This window comes from Chromatium okenii, assembly GCF_016583745.1.
In the GTDB taxonomy this organism is placed as follows: domain Bacteria; phylum Pseudomonadota; class Gammaproteobacteria; order Chromatiales; family Chromatiaceae; genus Chromatium; species Chromatium okenii.
This window is the reverse complement of sequence record NZ_NRRQ01000010.1, coordinates 34658-53243: the sequence shown is the minus strand read 5'-3', so window position 1 is coordinate 53243 and position 18586 is coordinate 34658. Positions and strand designations below refer to the sequence as shown.

At 54.4% G+C, this 18586-nt stretch carries 13 protein-coding genes; 5 read left to right on the top strand and 8 right to left on the bottom strand.

The genetic code is table 11. From position 1 onward, the window contains the following. Positions 1 to 170: 170 nt before the first annotated feature. From soeC to soeA, 3 genes are all read right to left on the bottom strand, one after another. The gene (soeC, locus tag CKO12_RS05315; RefSeq protein ID WP_200153698.1) at positions 171 to 1148 is read right to left on the bottom strand and encodes a sulfite dehydrogenase subunit SoeC; all 978 of its coding nucleotides are present in this window, start codon (positions 1146 to 1148) and stop codon (positions 171 to 173) included. 95 nt (positions 1149 to 1243) lie between these two features. Next, positions 1244 to 1966 (bottom strand): sulfite dehydrogenase subunit SoeB, encoded by a 723-nt coding sequence (soeB, locus tag CKO12_RS05310; RefSeq protein WP_200153697.1) that lies wholly within the window; start codon positions 1964 to 1966, stop codon positions 1244 to 1246. Beyond that, positions 1963 to 4863 (bottom strand): sulfite dehydrogenase subunit SoeA, encoded by a 2901-nt coding sequence (soeA, locus tag CKO12_RS05305; RefSeq protein ID WP_200153696.1) that lies wholly within the window; start codon positions 4861 to 4863, stop codon positions 1963 to 1965. The genes soeB and soeA overlap by 4 nt, the downstream gene beginning before the upstream one ends. A 320-nt stretch (positions 4864 to 5183) precedes the next feature. Here soeA and CKO12_RS05300 point away from each other — a divergent pair, with 320 nt between their 5' ends. From CKO12_RS05300 to mutM, 5 genes are read left to right on the top strand one after another with little or no spacing between them, the layout of a single operon-like run. Then, positions 5184 to 6101, top strand: a complete 918-nt coding sequence (locus CKO12_RS05300; protein WP_200153695.1) for an ABC transporter ATP-binding protein — start codon at positions 5184 to 5186, stop codon at positions 6099 to 6101. Next, complete coding sequence (locus CKO12_RS05295) at positions 6098 to 6835, top strand: ABC transporter permease subunit (protein WP_200153694.1); 738 nt, start codon at positions 6098 to 6100, stop codon at positions 6833 to 6835. Before CKO12_RS05300 ends, CKO12_RS05295 begins: the two co-directional genes overlap by 4 nt. Positions 6836 to 6838: 3 nt before the next feature. After that, a complete protein-coding gene (locus CKO12_RS05290) occupies positions 6839 to 8224 on the top strand; it encodes a GldG family protein (protein ID WP_200153693.1) in 1386 nt (461 codons plus the stop codon). Next, the gene (locus CKO12_RS05285; protein ID WP_200153692.1) at positions 8225 to 9271 is read left to right on the top strand and encodes a hypothetical protein; all 1047 of its coding nucleotides are present in this window, start codon (positions 8225 to 8227) and stop codon (positions 9269 to 9271) included. A gap of 49 nt (positions 9272 to 9320) precedes the next feature. Then, positions 9321 to 10151 (top strand): bifunctional DNA-formamidopyrimidine glycosylase/DNA-(apurinic or apyrimidinic site) lyase, encoded by an 831-nt coding sequence (gene mutM / locus CKO12_RS05280; protein WP_200153691.1) that lies wholly within the window; start codon positions 9321 to 9323, stop codon positions 10149 to 10151. Here mutM and CKO12_RS05275 read toward each other — a convergent pair. The 5 genes from CKO12_RS05275 to CKO12_RS05255 all read right to left on the bottom strand — a co-directional run bounded on the left by CKO12_RS05275 (position 10139) and on the right by CKO12_RS05255 (position 18528). Further along, entirely contained in the window at positions 10139 to 10483 is a 345-nt protein-coding gene (locus CKO12_RS05275) for an STAS domain-containing protein (RefSeq protein ID WP_200153690.1), read from the bottom strand. The two genes, mutM and CKO12_RS05275, sit on opposite strands and share 13 nt — an antisense overlap. Before the next feature lie 3 nt (positions 10484 to 10486). Beyond that, a complete protein-coding gene (locus CKO12_RS05270; RefSeq protein ID WP_200153689.1) occupies positions 10487 to 11113 on the bottom strand; it encodes an MlaC/ttg2D family ABC transporter substrate-binding protein in 627 nt (208 codons plus the stop codon). Further along, positions 11114 to 11581, bottom strand: a complete 468-nt coding sequence (mlaD, locus tag CKO12_RS05265; RefSeq protein WP_200153688.1) for an outer membrane lipid asymmetry maintenance protein MlaD — start codon at positions 11579 to 11581, stop codon at positions 11114 to 11116. Positions 11582 to 11714: 133 nt separating this feature from the next. Continuing rightward, a complete protein-coding gene (locus tag CKO12_RS05260) occupies positions 11715 to 13622 on the bottom strand; it encodes a methyl-accepting chemotaxis protein (protein ID WP_200153687.1) in 1908 nt (635 codons plus the stop codon). Further along, on the bottom strand, positions 13615 to 18528 hold the full coding sequence (locus tag CKO12_RS05255) for a PAS domain S-box protein (protein ID WP_200153686.1): 4914 nt from the start codon (positions 18526 to 18528) through the stop codon (positions 13615 to 13617). Before CKO12_RS05255 ends, CKO12_RS05260 begins: the two co-directional genes overlap by 8 nt. Positions 18529 to 18586 lie beyond the last annotated feature (58 nt).

Genomic DNA, 18586 nt, shown 5'->3' with positions numbered 1-18586 from the left:
ATTGGTTGCTTGATTGCTGCGGGTAGAGCAGCACATAAAAGACTGGGAATCAACAAGCAGCATCCGGCAATGAGATGGCGCATAGATTAACCGTGATCTGTGACAAGTGAGGATAGCGCAGACGGGTTGATCAGCGGCTGTATATTACGCCGCTGACCAATCACTGAGAGTTAAGCAACCGATTGATAATACAGATTTTGTGGATGTTTGGCTTCAGCAAAAAATGACCAGCGTTCTGCCATTAAACCCACATATTGAATCACAAAAGCGAGAATCGGCAGCGTCGGTGAAGAGGTAATATAAGCCGCGCCAATCAGCAGAATAGGAATGGGGAATACCAACACCATAAAGAGCAAGCGCACGGTTTCAATGGTCGTTTGTTTTTGCCCGTGAAAGAATTCGCGGGTATTAAAACTGCCACCGGTTGCGCCCTGTGCTTTTTGTGCAATAACGGTATGGCGCACGCCAATTGCTGTTTGCACCGTGCTTTTATATTTCAGTTGCGCATTGCGTACTAAATGCGCACTGCGTGAAGCTAATCCGGTTAAAGTCAGAATCACTGCCCAGGTGCCAAAAAAAGTGACAAGCGGATTGCTAATATAAGCAGAATAGGCTGCTGCTAACATGAACCCGGATGCAGCACCTAAAAAGAGAAAGTTGGTGACAGTTAATGGCGTGTGCCATTCTTGAATAAACCGCACGCCTCCATAAATCATCGCCGTGCAAACGAATAACGCAAAACTGGCCATTGTGCCGAATAATCCCAATAATAGCGTTGCGTCAACTTGTAATGATTCACCCACGCGAAACAGCGGCATCGTTAATCCCAACCAATGCGCAGCGCCATACGCAAACACTAAAAACATCACAATGGGTAATACAATCACTTCGCGGGATAACCATGACGTGCGCCATTTTGCTGCTGCTCGCCAAGCGCGTTCGGGGTGCCCAAGATGAAAGAAAGATGCCAATAAGCCGGTAATGAGTAATACCAACGCGACCAGACTGCCAATTGCATAAAATTGATCGGTTTGTGCGGGCAAAAACCGCGCAATTGCATACAGTTGACCAGTGACCATTGCTAAAAATAAGCCCTGACCGGCACCAATGAGCGTTGTTAAGAAGATAACGGAAAAAGCAGGGTGCATAAATTCAATTCCGCGAATGAGTTGTCAGTGAAAAGTTGCCAGTTGTCAGTGTGCGTTCAATTTGAAAACGCGCAACTAACAACTGATCACTTGCTCTACCACGCCACGTCGTCTAACGTTTCCTCACCGGTATATGTTGTGAGGTCTTCTTTACGCAGCGGATTATCAACCCGCGTCAATTCATCTTGACCAATGTGCATCACCGTTTTCCGGCGCGGTAAATAATGATTGGAGGGTTTGGTGCTCCATTCTGGCATCAATTGATAACCGCCGCGTTCACGAATGGCAATCGACACTTCAGAATCAGGATCATGCACATCGCCAAACAATCGCGCACTCGCCGGACACGCTAATACGCACGACGGTTTGCGATCCCGATCTGACAATTTAGCATCGGTAATGCGATCAATACACAGCGTGCATTTTTTCATTACCTGCTGCAATTCATCCAATTCACGCGCACCATACGGACACGCCCAAGAACAGTATTTGCAGCCAATACATTTGTCATAATCAACCAATACGATGCCATTATCCGGGCGCTTATACGAAGCCCCCGTCGGGCACACCGGCACACAGGGCGGCTCTTCGCAATGCAGGCAGCTTTTCGGAAAATGCACCGTTTCCGTACGCGGAAATTTGCCCACTTCAAAGGTCTGCACCCGATTAAAAAAGGTGCCAGTCGGCGAGCCGTCGTAGGGATTTTGATCCGCTAACGGTCCCGCCCAACCAGAAGTATTCCATTCTTTACAAGAGGTTACGCAGGCATGGCAGCCAACGCAGACGTTCAGATCGATGACGAGTGCCAGTTGAGTCATGATTTTTTCCCGAAAATGCCAGCGACAAAAGCCTGCCATTGACCACGTTGTTTTTCCTGTCCCGGCAAGCGCGGCATCGGCGCAAATTGCGGCGACGTCACCGCTTCCTCACCATCCGCCGCTTTATAAACGCGCACCCGCACGTCAAACCACGCCGCCTGCCCCGTCACCGGATCGGAATTGGACAGGTGAGCGCCCGCCGCACTCGGCGGCAATTCTTCCGTAATTGCATGATTTAACAAGAAACCTTTGCGCGATTCATCCGCATTTGGCCCCAGTCCCCACGCGCCCGCCGCCTTGCCAATCGCGTTCCACGTCCACACCGTGCCCGGCTCGACCGCCTCCGAAAACCGGCACATGCAGCGCACCCGCCCGTGCGGCGACTCAACCCAAATCCAATCGCCATCGCCAAAACCGTTCGCCAGCCCCACGCCGGGGTTTACAAACAAATAGTTATGGCTGTGAATCTGGCGCAACCACGCGTTTTGACTATCCCAACTGTGATACATCGCCATCGGGCGCTGCGTCAGCGCATTGAGCGGATAACGCCGTAAATCAGTGACTTGCGCTTCCAGCGGATCGTAAAAAAACGGCAGCGGATCAAAATACGTCGCCACGCGCTCCCGCAAACGTTCCGGCGGTTGGCGACCGGGGCGCTTGCCTTCCGCCGCTAAACGGAATTTTTGCAATACTTCCGAATACAAATGCAGCGTAATGGGTTCCGCATAACGCACCATGCCATGTGCGCGTGCCCAATGTAAATAACCCTTATTCCAATTGCGCATATACTGATAACTATGCGGCAATTCATAATGAAATACGCAGTTATTCTGAACGTACATCTCCCATTGACGCGGATTGGGTTCACCTTTCAAAAACTGATCGCCACTCTTACCGCGCCAACCTGCTAGAAAACCAATTCCCGAACCGGGTGAAGTTTCATAATTCACGATTAAATCAGGATAATCGCGGTATTTACGACTGCCATCAGCATTGGTAAACGCAGGCAATTGTAAGCGTGATCCCAATTCCACTAACACATCTTGAAATGGCTTGCACTCACCCTTGGGTTTTAAGACCGGAACCCGCACTGCATCCACTGGGCCATCGTATTCAGAAATCGGGCGATCGAGCATTGATAACGCATCATGCCGTTCTAAATATGTCGTATCCGGCAAGACCAAATCTGCAAAAGCAACCGTTTCCGATGAAAAAGCATCGCACACCACAATAAACGGGATTTTATATTCACCATCTGGATGTTTATCCACCAACATCTTGCGGATTTCACCGGTATTCATTGACGAATTCCACGCCATATTCGCCATGAATAACAACAGCGTATCAATTGGATAGGGATCGCCGCGCCACGCATTCGTAATGACATTGTGCATCAAACCATGCACTGAGAGTGGATATTCCCATGAAAACGCTTTATCAATCCGAATTGCTTCGCCCTCACCATCGACAAATAAATCTTCTGGTTTGGATGGCCAACCTAATGGCATTCCATCCAGCGGTGTATTAGGTTGCACCGCTTCTGGTCCATTCGGTGGCTTTGGACACGGTGGAATTGGACGCGGATACGGCGCTTTATGACGAAAGCCGCCGGGACGATCAATGGTGCCGAGAACCGTCATTAACACGCCGAGCGCCCGAATGGTTTGAAAGCCATTAGAATGCGCCGCCATACCGCGCATGGCATGGAAAGCAACCGGATTACCAGTGACGGAATTGTGTTCATTGTCCCAACAATCCGTCCATGGAATAGGAAGTTCAATTTTTTGATCGCGGGCAGTCACACCCATTTCATGCGCTAAACGGCGAATGGTCTCTGCAGGAATACCGGTAATTGGTGACGCCCATTCTGGCGTATATTGCTCAACCCGTTCTTTTAATAACTGAAATGAAGGTTTCACTGGCGTGCCATCTTCCAGCACATAATTGCCCATTAAACGCGGATCAACGCCCGGCGTATGCGTACTAATGGCAATGTTTAATTCTCGATCCCACCATAACTTATTCTGCGGATCAAAACAGCCTTCTTCAACGTGCATTTCTGCCCGATAAAATAACCCGTGATCGGCGCGTTCGGGATCATCAATGACCAATTCAGCCGCATTGGTGTATTGCGTTAAAAACTCACGGTCGTACAATCCTAACTTAATAATTTCATGCGTGATCGCTAATAATAAAGCGCCATCAGTACCCGGTTTAATTGGCACCCACTCATCCGCAATCGCAGAATAGCCGGTGCGAATGGGATTCACCGAAATAAAGCGCCCGCCGCGCCGTTTGAATGCCGCCAGATCAATTTTAAGCGGATTAGAATGATGATCTTCTGCCGTGCCAATCATCACAAATAACTTGGCGCGTTCTAAATCGGGGCCGCCGAATTCCCAAAACGAGCCGCCAATGGTATAAATCAAACCGGCTGCCATATTCACAGAACAAAAACCGCCGTGTGCTGCATAATTCGGAGTGCCGAATTGTTTCGCAAACATGCCAGTCAATGCCTGCATTTGATCCCGACCAGTAAATAATGCAAACTTTTTAGGGTCTTCGGCACGGAGTTTTGCTAAACGCTCAGTTAATAATGCAAACGCTTCTTCCCATGAAATCACTTCAAATTCACTGGTGCCGCGTTCCGCATTCTTTTTACGTCGCAATGGTTGTGTGATTCGCGCTGGCGAGTATTGCTTCATAATGCCCGAACTACCCTTGGCGCAAATGACTCCTTTATTCAATGGATGTTTCGGATTACCGTCGATATAACGCACTTCACCATCACGCAAATGCACACGAATACCACAGCGGCAAGCGCACATATAACAAGTGGTTTCCTTCACCTCGACACGACCGACCAGACCGTCCGAGTAAGCAACTGGGTCTTGCATGGGAATACCACCTTTAGCAGAAGTTTGACGAAAAAGTTGACCTATTCTAAACGTGAAGCAACGCAAGTTTCAAATGCTGCGACGCATAATAATGCGCTTCTGAGTACAAAATACACCACCCCGCTGCGGGTTGATCGTCTTTTTGTAGCGTGATTTAGTTTTGGTGCTGGTGATTGTTGTGCGGTTCAAATGACAAAGGAGAGCGACATTTTGCAATGAAAAACACCATCATTGGTTATACAACAACCATGATGCAATCAATCCCCGCACTTGTCAGCATATTGGCAAATGCACAATAACAAGGTATCTTGTCTAACCTTATGGAAACACTCTTACGCATCACCAATCTTGGACGTTCATTCGGTAGCTATTCGGCGCTATCGGAAGTTAATTTGTCGTTAGGACGCGGTGAAGTATTAGGGTTGCTTGGACCGAATGGAGCCGGTAAAACGACCTGTCTTCGCCTTCTCAGCGGCGTATTAGCACCAACTACCGGGCGCATTGAATTACACGGAATTGATCTCGCTAAACACCCATTAAAAGCGAAACGTCAACTCGGTTATTTACCCGAACAACCGCCACTGTATCCCGAATTGTGCGTTGATGAATATCTCAAATTTTGCGCCCAATTACATCAATTGTCACGCCGCCAGCTTGCGTCCGCGATTGCTGAAGTGAAACAACGCTGCGGCTTAGAAGACAGCGGGCAACGTTTAATTGGTACTTTGTCCAAAGGCTTTCGCCAACGCCTCGGTATTGCGCAAGCAATCATCCATCGTCCGCAATTGCTCATTCTGGATGAACCCACTGAAGGGCTTGATCCTTTACAAATGCGCACTTTGCGCAAACTCATTCGTGAATTAGCGCGAGAATGCAGCATTATTTTAGCCAGCCATTTATTGCCAGAAGTCCAAGCTGTGTGTGATCGCGTTGCTATTTTATATCAAGGGCGCATCTGTTTTAATGATTATTTAACCACCGATCAACCGATTTATGGTTGGCGAGTGCGCTTGGGCGATGGTTCCACGCTCATGCAATTGACCGCGCTCTCTGGAATTACGGGCGCAGTCGCTATTGGCGAAGATCGTTATCGCGTGTTATTAGATGATGATGTGGATTCGGCGCAATTCGCCCAGCGCGTGATGCGTGCTGGCTTGCAATTGCGGGAATTGGTGCCAGAACGCACCGATTTAGAACGCGCCTTTTTTGATTTAATTGGGGTGGAGAGTGAGCGATGATCGGCATCATGGTTGGACGCGAAGTCCGCAGTGCATTTGTCACTTCATTACCTTGGATTTTACTCACTGGCGGGCAGATAATTTTAGCGTGGATATTCTTACAAGTGATTGAACGCTTTAGTGGTTTAGAGGCTGCCGGGCGCACCGTCACGCTGACCCAAGAATTGACGCTCAATGTATTCGGATTTGCCGCTATTCTCATCATGTTTGCTGCGCCTTTATTGGCGATGCGCTTATTAAGCAGTGAATTCCAAGATGGACGCTTTGATCTCATCAGTGCGGCACCCGTGCGAATGGTCACGGTGGTGCTGGGTAAATTTATCGGTTTACTCATTTTAATCACGCCGTTATGTCTGTTGCCGCTGGTGAATGTGTTGTTATTGGCATATAGCGCCGAATTAGATTATGAGCAACTCGCGGCGGCGACCTTGGGATTGTGGTTAGCGGCTGCATTATTTGCGGCGGTTGGTTTATATGCGTCGAGTTTAACGGCGCAGCCGGGCACGGCAGTCTTTATTGCGTTGAGCATGTTGTTATTATTATCTATTATTGGACGCGCTGAACAATTCACGGCGACGACGCTGTCTTTATTCGAGTGGCTGACGTGGAATGAACATCTGTTTTGGTGTTTAATCGGCACCATTCGCCTCAGTGATCTGGCTTATTTTGGCTTTTTTATTCTGTTTTTTTTACTGCTAACGCAGCGCCGACTCACCAATCGTTATCTACAATAAGTTATGAGCAACTTGGCATCTCGTTTGCGCTCGCAATTGCGCCGTGTTCATCGTCCCAGCGTTGATGCGGTATTCGTGATTTTATTATTCACGACGGTGATTTGTGGCGGCTGGTTGGTGGCTCGCCATGATCGCGCTTGGGATGTGACGCTGGCTGCGCACAATAGCCTGAGCCGCGAAAGTGTGGCGATTTTACAGCGCCTTGATGCGCCGCTGCGGTTGACGGTTTTTGCGGCAACTGATAGCGCAATTGCCAATCAAATCAAACGCTTCTTGGCGCGTTATGTCCAAGCAGTGCCGACTTTGGAGATTTATTATCTTGATCCGCAGCGCTTCCCCGAACAGGCGCGGGATGCCGAGGTCGCGTTGGTGGGGCAATTGTTGCTCGAATATCGCGGGCGGCGCGAAACGCTCAAAGAGCTCAGTGAGCGGGCGCTGAGTGGCGCGATTGCGCGGCTGACGGAAAGCCGCTCGCCGTGGCTGGCGGTCATCGAAGGGCATGGCGAGCGGGCGCTGACGGGCACTGCGCCGACTGATTTCGGACGGCTGGGGCGCGAGCTTAAAGCGCAGGGTTATCTGGCGCGGCCGCTCGATTTCACGCTCATCAAAGAGGTGCCAGACAACACGCGGCTGGTGCTGTTATCTACGCCGCAAGTTGCCTTTTTTCCCAATGAAATCGAGAGTTTAAGTCGTTATTTAGATCGCGGCGGTAACTTGCTGTGGCTGCTGGATCCGGGCGATCTCAACGGTTTAGAACCGCTGGCAGCGCAGCTCGGGTTGACGCTGTTGCCGGGCGTGGTGGTCGATCCCGCTGCCGCGCAGCTCCATCTCGATACGCCGACGGTGGCGGTGATTGCTGATTATCCGCCCGACGCGCTCGGCAGCGAGCTGACCGCGCCAGCACTGTTGCCCGGCTGCGTGGCATTTGAGGCGACGGTTGCGCCGAGCTGGACCTTGACCAGCTTTTTGGCGACGGGGAACCAGAGTTGGAACGAAACCGGGCGCATCGTCGCGCAGATTGACCGCGATGAGTTGATTGGCGAGATGCGCGGGCCGTTGCCGGTGGTGCTGGCGCTGACGCGCACTTTGCCGAGCGTGGGCACGACGGCGGCGCGAGAACAGCGGGTGGTGATCGTCGGTGACGGCGATTTTCTCGGCAATGCGTCTCTCAACCAACACGGCAATCGGGCGCTGGGGCTGCGGCTGCTGCGCTGGCTCAGTCAAGAAGACGCTTTGCTGGAGCTGCCAGCGCCAGCAGCGGCGGTCGCGCCGTTGGCGTTGTCGGACATTGAGCGGACGCTGCTGGGCGCGGGAACGTTGGTGATTTTGCCGGTGCTATTTCTCAGCATCGGCGTGATGGTGCGCTGGCGACGGGGGCGGAGACGCTAAATGATCATACGCTGGATAATCAATCTGTTACTGCTGGCGCTGGTGGTCGTGCTGATCGCGGCGATTCAGCGCGATCTCACCGCTGCCCGCACGCCGCCGACGTTGTCGGATTTGGTCGCAGCGGATTTGCTGTTGATTGAGATCGAGCGCGAGGGCGAGCCGACGATCACGCTGGGACGGACGCCGAGCGGGTGGCAAATGGAAGCGCCATATCAACTCGCAGCGGAGGCGCAACAGGTCAAGCGTCTGCTGGCTATTTTAGACACGCCGGTGCTGCGCACCTTGCCGGAACCGGCGACCTCCCGCGATCAGCTTGGTTTGACTGCGCCCAAAATTCGCTTGCGACTCAATACGTTAGAATTCGCTTTCGGTGGCATTGATCCCATCGCGCATCATCGCTACGTCGCCAGCGAGGGTTTGGTGCATCTCATTGATGATCGGGTGTATCCGGCGTTGATTGCGCCGCCGCTGGCGTATTTGTCGCGCCAATTGTTGCCGCCGGAGTTCGCGCCGGTCTTCGGGCGTCTCAACGATGTGCCGCTGGCGACTGAGGCGCTGACGGCATTGACGGGCATGACTGCGGAACGTTTGGAGTTGGCGACGGAGGCACCACCGGAATTGACGCCGGTGATGGTGCGCGGTGCCGACGGAACGCAGTTGCAATTTGCCGTGTCCGCAGATCGACGGCGCTGGTGGCTGGCGCTGCCGCTAAATCCGGCAGTGCAGCTTGCGGCTGCGCCGGGGACATCCACGCCAATGTTGCTGTATGTGCTCACGACTGCGCCGATGTTGACGGTCGATCCGACGGCGCTTGATCCCAATCCTGCGCCAGCAGCAGATGCGCCAGACCCAACTGCGGTGCCAGATGCAGCAGATGCGCCAGACCCAACTGCGGTGCCAGATGATGAGGCACCTCCGGCGGTGCGGGTGACGGCAGACGGGGTGGAACATCCGCTGCAGCCAGCGCCGCGCAGCTTGCCCGGTGAACCGGATAAAGAAGTGCCGGCTGGTTTTGGCGCTGATCCGTTTGCGCCAGCGCCCGAATGAGCACCCGCAGCTCCCGCTGCGCCTTTTCGTTAATTACCCGGTCACGCCGATGCCTGAATTACCCGAAGTTGAAACGACGCTGCGCGGAGTGCGCCCGCATTTAGAGGGGCAGCGCATCGTGCAGGTGACGGTGCGCAATCCGCAGTTGCGCCAGCCGATTCCGCCAGAGTTTGCGGCGCAGGTCAGCGGTCAAACCATCGGCGCGTTAAGTCGTCGCGCCAAATACCTGTTGCTGGCGCTGGAACGCGGGTGCCTGTTGGTGCATTTGGGCATGACCGGCAGTTTGCGCATTACCACCGCCGCCACGCCGCTGCGTCCGCACGATCATCTGGAGCTGGCGCTCGGCAGCGGGCAACGGCTGCGTTTTCACGATCCGCGCCGCTTCGGGCTGGTGCTGTGGCTGGCGCTGACGCCGGAGGAGGCGCTGATCAGCCATCCGTTGCTGTGTCATCTCGGCGTGGAGCCATTTGCTGCCGAGTTCAGCGGCGAGCATCTGCACGCGCTGAGTCAGCGGCGACGGGTGCCGATCAAAACATTTCTCATGGATGGTGCGGCGGTGGTCGGCGTCGGCAACATTTACGCCAGCGAGTCGCTGTTTTTAGCGGGCATTCATCCAGCGCGTCCGTGTAACCGTTTGAATGCAGAAGAGTATCAGCGGCTGGCAGCGGTGATTCCGCCGTTGTTGCAGGCGTCGATTGCGCAGGGCGGGACGACGGTGAAGGATTTTGTGCGGGAAGACGGTCAGCCCGGCTATTTCGCCCAAACGTTGCGGGTTTATGGGCGCTGCGGGCAGCCGTGTCGGGTGTGCGGGACGCTGGTGCAGGAGCTGCCAATTGGGCAGCGGGCGAGCTTTTTTTGTCCGCAGTGTCAGCCGGTTTGAGACGGCGCTGCCGGTGCCAGCGGCAGCAACGGCAGCAGATTGGACATCGCCGCTAACCGCGCCAGCGGTGCGGGCAAATGGTGATAAGTCAAACGGATGCTGCGCTCGCGGGCGAGTTCCGCGCATTCCAACAGCAGCGCCAGCACCGCACTGGTGGTCGCCGTCAGCCCTGACAAATCCACCTCCGCCACGCCCGCGCCGCGCTGTGCCTGCGCACGAAAGAGGACGGCAGCGTCAGTTGCCAAGCGCGTGATGGCGTTGAGACCAATCGCGCCAGTCAACTGATAACAGCCGGGGCTGACGACGGTGAACGCAGCTTGCGGTGCTGTCATGGCTCAATCCCGCCCTTGCCGGTTCATATCGCCCAACTTCGCAATCAACCCATCAATCCCGCTTTTACGAATTTCATCCGCAAAGCTGGTGCGGTAATTGCCGACCAAGCTGGCATCGCTAATCACCACGTCATAAACCTGCCACGCGCCGCTGGTGTTGTGCATCCGATAATTGACCGGAATGGGTGCCGCGCCCGGCTGCTGCACTTCAGTTGCAACGGTGACGGTGGAGGATTTGCTGCCGGGTTTGGCGGGCAAATAGCGGATTTCCTCACCGGAATAACTCAACAGTGAGCGGGCGTAGGTGCGGATGAGCACTTGCTTAAAACCGTTCACCAGTTGGCGCTGCTGCTCCGCCGATGCCTGCCGCCACGCTTGTCCCAATGCGCCCTGCGTGATGCGCTCAAAATCAAAATGCGGGGCGACGATGTCATCAATCATCGCGTAAATCAGCGCCGGCTGGCGCTGCACTTCGGCACGGCGGGCTTCGAGCGTTTTGATGATTTTTTCCGCAGTGCGCTGCACCAACACAGTGGCATCACTGGCAGCATCACCCGCCCAACCCGCGCTGCTCCACAGCAGCGGCAGCAGTAAACATCCCATTAAAAACCCACGTCGTTGTTGCAACATTCAACTACCTGCTTCGGCTTTTTTGAAAAGAAATTGACCAATCATTTGTTCTAACACCAGTGCTGACTGCGTATTGGCGATGGTGTCGCCGTCGCGCAGATATTCAGGACTGCCGCCCGGCGCGAGTGCCAGATATTGCTCGCCCAACAAGCCGGAGGTGAAGATGTTGGCGAAGGTGTCATCAGGAATGGTATCGACCCCGGCGTCAATGCGCAGCGTGACGATGGCCTCATAACTGGCTTTGTCAAACCGCACCGCTTCCACTCGTCCCACCCGCACTCCCGCCATTGTCACCGGCGAACGGACTTTGATGCTGCCGACGTTGCTAAAGCGGGCGGTGAGGCGATAACCCTCGGCGGTGGCGTTGAGATTGAGATTGCTCACGCGCATCGCCAAGAAAAACAGCGCCAGCACGCCAATCACCATAAACAGGCCAACCATGACCTCAATTCCATAACGTTTATTCATAAGCGTTTCATTTGATGTGGTTTAGGAGTGATTTTGATTGAATTGTCAGTTTGATTGCGTTGTCAGTTTTCAGTTATCAGTAACAACCGTGCTTTTTACTGACAACCGCTAACTGACAACTGAAAACTTCTTTTTAAGCCCGAAAGCGTCCGACGCTGTTTTGCAATTCCACCGCCAATCGCGCCAGCGCCTCGCTCGCCTGCACGACATGCAGCGAGCTGGAAGCCGTTTGCGTGGTGGAGCTGGAGATGATGTGGATATTGCGATTGATTTCCTCAGCAACGGCGGTTTGTTGTTCAGCGGCGCTGGCGATTTGTGTATTGAGATCATTCACTTCCATGATGGCGGTGCTGATCGTTTTGAATGACACGCTGGCTTGCCGCGCTTGATCGACGCTGACACCGGCTTGCGTTTGACTGCGGGCAATCGTTGCCACCGCGCCATTTGCGCCAGCTTGCACCCGCTCAATTTTATCGCGGATGTCTTCAATGGAAGCGCGGGTGCGACTCGCCAAGGTGCGTACTTCCGCCGCCACCACCGCAAACCCGCGTCCCTGCTCACCAGCGCGAGCGGCTTCAATCGCGGCATTGAGCGCCAGCAAGTTGGTTTGTTCGGCGATGCCACGAATCACATCTAACACCGCACCGATTTGGTGACTGTTGCCGGCTAATTGGGTGATGACCGCGCCTGCTTGTTCAATTTCAGCGGCGAGCGCCTCAATCGCCACCACCGTTTGCTGGGCGAGCTGGTCGCCAGCGTCCGCTTCCTGCGCAGTATTTCTGACTTTTTGCGCGGCAGCGGCGGTGTAACGCGCCACTTCCTCAACGGTCGCAGTCATCTGGTTGATGGCGGTCGCCACCTGATCGGTTTCGTTTTGCTCTTGAATGATTTGGCGATTGGTTTCAACGCTGTTGAGGGCGAGTTCCTCAGCAGCCGCGCCGACTTGCGTCGCAGCGCCGGTGGTTTGGCGCACGAGGTCTTGGATGCGATCCACAAATTGATTGAATGCCAAAGCAAAATCGCTCAGTTCGTTGCGCCCGTCGAGCGGAAGGCGGCGGGTTAAATCGCCGTCACCGTGCGCGATGGCTTGCAGATTGAGCAGGCTGGCGTGGAGTGGATGGGTAATGCTGCGAGCGGTGATGCCGGCGAAGATCAAGCCAAGTAGCAGCAAGCCGCTGCCGATGCCCAAAATCGCCAACAAGGTGTCGTGATAGACCTCGGCGGCGGCGCTGCGATCAATCAACAGTTCCAAGATGCCGACGGGTTGCCCGGAAAAATCGTTGATAACGCGCCCGTAAGCAACCGCTGGATGCCCTTGATACTCGAACTGGCGCAGCAAGATGTCGCCGTTCATGCCGCGCTGTAACTGTTCCGGGGTGAAGGCGCTGCCGCCGGCGATGGTGCCAGCAAAGGTTTTGAAACCATTTTGATCAGGCAGTTGCAGGGCGACATCAGCGTTAAAACTGCGCTGAAAAGCGGTGAAAAAGGCTTGATCGAATGACAGCCCAAACTCCACCACGCCGAGATGACGCCCTTGATAAAACACGGGTTCCACGCCGCGCACGCCCAGCCCGGCGACGCCGTTTTCCAGCCCGTGTACCGGTTTTTGCGTGCGATTCGCTTCAATGATGGTGCGGCGGATGGCGGTCAGATCGTCGCCGAATTTGTTGAGCAGGTGAACGCGCAGAAATGAGGTTGCTGGCGCAGTGAGGAATTGAAATTGCCGCACATCGTGTTTCTCACGCAGGTGGGTGAAGATGGGCACAGTGAGTTCAGTCAGTGCGGCGCGATCTCCGGCAGCGAAGGCTTGCTGCACTGCCGGCATACTTGCAATTGCGGCGCTCAATCCTAAAGCACGTTCGCCTTGTTCGGTAATTGCATGACTTAAAGAAAAGTATAAATCGTCAAGATGATTCCGTTCCGCACTGTTGGTTAAAGTAGTGAGTTGCGATAAAACCAACGGTAAATTCACGCCGATAGTAAACAGCAAAACAAGGGTAAAGCCAATTAAAATCCGTGAGCGAATTTTTAAGTTATTCATCAATCGAGAGTCCTCTATTTATTTTGTCAATTGTCAGTACAGTGGAAAAATTTGGTAAACAACGTTTTTCTGTATTCGTTGTCACCACTTCAAGTGTCCGCATCAATTGCTGAATGCTGAAGGGTTTGCGCAATACAAATGGGCAATACGCATGATGATGTTCACAATCAATGTGGCAATCCGGGCGCAAATCCTGTCCGCTCATTAAAATCACCGGCAAATCTGGATGTTCTCGCGCTAACGTTTCAAATAAACTAAAGCCGTCCATAATTGGCATCGCAATATCTGACAATACCCAATCAACATCAGGATGAGACGCCAAAACCGCTAACGCCTCATTGCCGTGCGTGGCTAAGGTGCAAGAAAAACCATGCGTTGTTAATAATCGCGCCAGCGCCTCGCGGACTAAAGAATCATCCTCCACCAGCAACACGCGCTCCATTTTAGGCAGTGGCTCCAGCAGCGCACAGTCCAGCGCCTCCGCTGCACCGATTTCCACCGCGCCATCTGCCTCCAGCTCCGACTCCGCTGCCATGCTCGGCAGCAGCACACAAAACGTGGTGCCCTCGCCGACTTCGGAATCCACCGTCAACCCAGCTCCGCTGCGCAGCACAAATTCCTGCACCATAAACAGCCCTAACCCGTGCCCGCGCTGTTTGGCTTTGGTGGAAAACAGCGGCTCAAAAATTCGCGCCAACGTGTCCGGGCGAATGCCGTGCCCGGTGTCGGTCACGCGAATCGCAACGTGCGCTCCCGCCGGTGCCGTGCCCAAGCGCGGCGGTGGCGGCGCATCTGCGACCGGCACTGCCACCACAGACAACTGCCCACCGTCCGGCATCGCATCACGGGCATTGAGCACCAGATTGAGCAGCGCCGCCTGCAAAAAAGCGGCGTTGCTAAATGCCGTCACCGTCTCAGCAACGTCAAAGTGCGCCTCAACGCTGCGCGGCAGCAGGTGCCGCAAAATGGCGATCAATTCGTCAAAGACTTGCTTTAATTCAATGATTTCGCACGGCATCCCGCCAGCGCGACTCAGTGACAGCATTCCCGCCGTGATGACCTTGGCGTGACCCAAGGCGCTTTGGGTTTCATCCAACACTTCCGCCACTTCTGGATCATTGTTTTCCCGCAGAGATTCGCCGAGATAACTGAGATTGGCATCCATCACGCCCAGCAAGTTGTTGAAATCGTGCGCAATGCCGCTGGCAAGATGACCGATGGTGGCGCGTTCGCGGGTCGCCTCCAGCTCCCGCTGAAGCTGTTGATTGTGTTCCTGCGCGGCGAGGCGCTCGGTGATGTCCTCCACCATCGCCACCGGCAACGGCGCGTTGTCGGCTAAATTCGGAATCAACGTCACCCGCACATCGCCCCACACCACGTCACCATTCGGGCGCAAATAGCGGCGATTGAGCTGATAACTGTCGCGGACGCCGCTGGTGAGTTCAGCAAAATGCTGCGCGATGGCGGGACGGTCGTCGGGGTGAATCATGTCGTCAACGCACCGACCAATCAGCGTCTCGCGCTCCCGTCCGAGCAGGCGAGCGTAGGCGTGATTGACGTAGATAAAACGCCGCTGCGGATCAGGAATCCCAATCCCCAGCGGCGCGTGGTCAAACACGACGCGGAACCGCGCTTCACTCTCTTCCAATCGCGCCAGCGCCGTTTGGCGAATTGTGATGTCTTGATCCGCGCCGCGATAACCCAGCAAGGTGCCGGCAGCGTCAAAGAATGGTTGCCCGTGCGTCAGCAGCCACACGCGGCGACCGTCGCGGTGCCGGGCGGGATTGACCAAATCATGAAACAGACCGTGCCGCGCAAAAATCTCCAGCGCCTGCGCTTTTAACGCCTCGCGCTCCGGTTCTGGTGTCAGATCGTAAAAATGATGGCTGCCAACCAATTCTTCGGGGCGATACCCCAGCACCGACTCAATCAGCGGGCTGAGATAAGTAAAGATGCCGTTGGCGTCCACTTCCCACGCCACCGAGCGCGTTTGCTGCGCCAGCAAGTCATAGCGCGCCAAGCTGTCATTGAGCGAGCGAAAGGCTTGTCCGCGTTGCATGGCGCTGGCCAACAGGTTGGCATACACCCGCAGAAACTCGGTTTTGTTAGTGCTCCAGCGCTGCGGCACCCGCACGGCTTCTAAACCAATCACGCCCAACAGCCGCGTCGCCAACACCGGCACCACCAGCAGCGATTGCGCGTTGGGCAACGCGATCTGCGCACATTCCAGCGCCAGCGGCGGTGGGAGTTGGTCGCACTGAGGAACAATCAACGGCGCATTGCGATACAACAATTTGCGCAGCTCGTGCAACTGCCGGAGATCAAGCTGATGACCCAAGGTGCTGGGGAGCTGCGCTGCCGGTGCCAGCCATTCCTGTGTTTTGGTCAACAGGTTGCCGTCAGCATCCGCCTGATAAAAATAGACGCGATCCAGATGCCGCCCCAACCGCCGCAACGCTTGTGCAATCACCGCGTCAAGATTGACAGCATTTGCTGGCGCGTTGACCAGCTCCGTCGCCAGCTCCACCAACAGACGATCCAAAGCCTCGCGCCGCCGCAAATCAAGTTCACCGCGTTTGCGTTCGCTGATGTCCGTGTGGGTACCCGCCATCACCAACGGTTTACCCTCCGCATCGCGCACCACCACGCTGCCTTCTGCCAACACCCACACCCAATGCCCGTGCTTGTGGCGCATCCGCAATTCACAGGTGTAGCGAGCGCCCTCCACGAAATGCTCCTGCAACCGCTGTTCACATTTCGCCAGATCATCGGGATGCGACAACCGCTGCCAAGTAGCAAAACTGATCGGCACCAATTCCGCCAGCGTATAGCCGCAAATGTCCGCCCAATACTGGTTAATGCTCAACTGTCCCGTCTCAATGTTCCATTCCCATGTTCCCAACCGGGTGCCGTCAATCACATTGAGCAAGCGTTGGCGTTCACGGGTTAATGCCAACTGCGTTTCTTTCAAATGGCTTTGATCTAATAAATACCCACGAATTTCTTTGACCGCACCGTGCTCGTTGCGCACAACTTTAGTGAAATCATAAAACCAGCGATATTCACCTGAGAACAAGCGCAGCCGATAGGATTGTTCAAACGTATCGCGGCGATATTTCAAATACCACTGTATTTCATCAAATACACCCTGCATATCGTCGGGATGAATTAAATCAGCATAACGAAAATCCGCGTGCATCATTTCGGCGGGCGTATAGCCAAGCAAATTGGTGACATTAGCGGAGATATTTTGAATGGGCCAGCCGTCAGTCATCGCCCAAGTGATGGTTAAAATTGGGCCAGAAGCAAACAGTTCGCGCTCTTGGCGCATCGCTTCTCGTGCCGCAAACTCAGCACTTAAATCTTTGCTGATACTAAAAAAACACTCTTTCCCATTCCATTGCCCGCGCCACACTCGCGCCAGCGCCGGAATCTGTACCCCGGCTTTGGTGACCAACGGCAACGTGCAGCCTTCAGAAGTGCCGTTGCACAATTGCACGACGTTTTGTTCTGCTTCTTGCCGAAAAATAGCGGGATGTAATTCTAAAATCGAAGTGCCCAATAATTCATACGACGCATAACCTAATTTGCGCGTGACCTCTGGATTGAAATCGAGAATATATCCCTCTAAAGTGGTGATAAACACCATATCATTGAGCGAATCAAAAAAAGCGCGGAAATTGGTGCGTTGCGTTTCTACCAGTTGAAAATTCGTTTTTAATGCCGCGCCAATTAATTCCAACGTGCTGGCTAATTGATCCATTTCCGTAAAGGGACTTGGCGGCGGCGCAATCCACACTACTTGATCCCGAATCGCCACCGGCAGCGCCCGGGCGCTGGTTGTGAGCTGGCGCAATAACAAGCCCAAATGACGGCTGCCGAGATGCGCAATCAGCAGCGCCAGCCCGGTCAACACGCCCAACAGCTTCAGCGATGCCAGCGCATCCTCTTGTGCTTTTTTCACGAGCGGGGCGGCGCTGACTGAAATGTGTACTGCGCGCTCGTCGGAATAGGGCACGGCGAGTTCATAGCGGGCGCCGAAATAGCGTTTCATCTGTGCCGTGCGAAAGAGGGATTCATCCGGCACGCGCAGCCGCAACTTGCCATCCGCTGGCTCGTCAAGCGCCATCTGCAACACCGAACGGATTTGCAGCGCCTCGTCACCCAACAGCAGCTCGCTGAAGCGGGCGATGTCAGCGGGAGTTGCCAACGGTGCGGGGCGGTTGGCAGCGGCACTCGCTGCGACCCAATCCTGCACCGTGAAACGGGCGACGAGTTGCAGGCGCTGCGCCAGCCGCATTTCCATGTATTGCGTGTGCTGACGATTGTCCCAAGCGGTCAGCAACAGCCCGGGTAATAAGGTCGCCATCAACAGCGTGGCAAAATGCAGCTCGTCGATCCGAATGCTGCCGCGAGGACGGTGCAGCAACGCCATCGCTAACAACACGATGCTGGCAAGTGTGCTGTTGAGCACGCCGTTGAGCGTTTGTTTAAGCGCCACAAGCGCGACTTGTGACCAGTCCATGCCCAGCCCGAAGTGATAAATGACGATCACCAACGGAATGCCGAGACCGAGCCAATAGAGCACGTCGAGCAGTGCGAGTGGCGGGAAAGGACGCCCGCGCCGGCGGGCGAATTCACGTCCGGCGCTGACGGCGAGGAGTTCGGCGATGAAGATCAGTATTGCGTAGGGATGATTCCACAAGATGAAGGTATAGGCACTTCCCGCTGCTGCCACAAATAATCCAGATAATGGGCCGAGCCAGACGAGCGCCAAAAAGCTGGCAATGGAACCAAAAATGAGATCAAAGCCGAAGAATAGTGGCAGATGAAACGCATTGCCGGCGAGTGCCAATCCCGCCAGCAAAAGTGTGAATAGAAAATGCTGTACGGGATTAAAATGCACGATGATGTCCGCATGAATAAAGTGGCATAAAAAGTCAGTTGCCGAGAGTAGCCAGTTG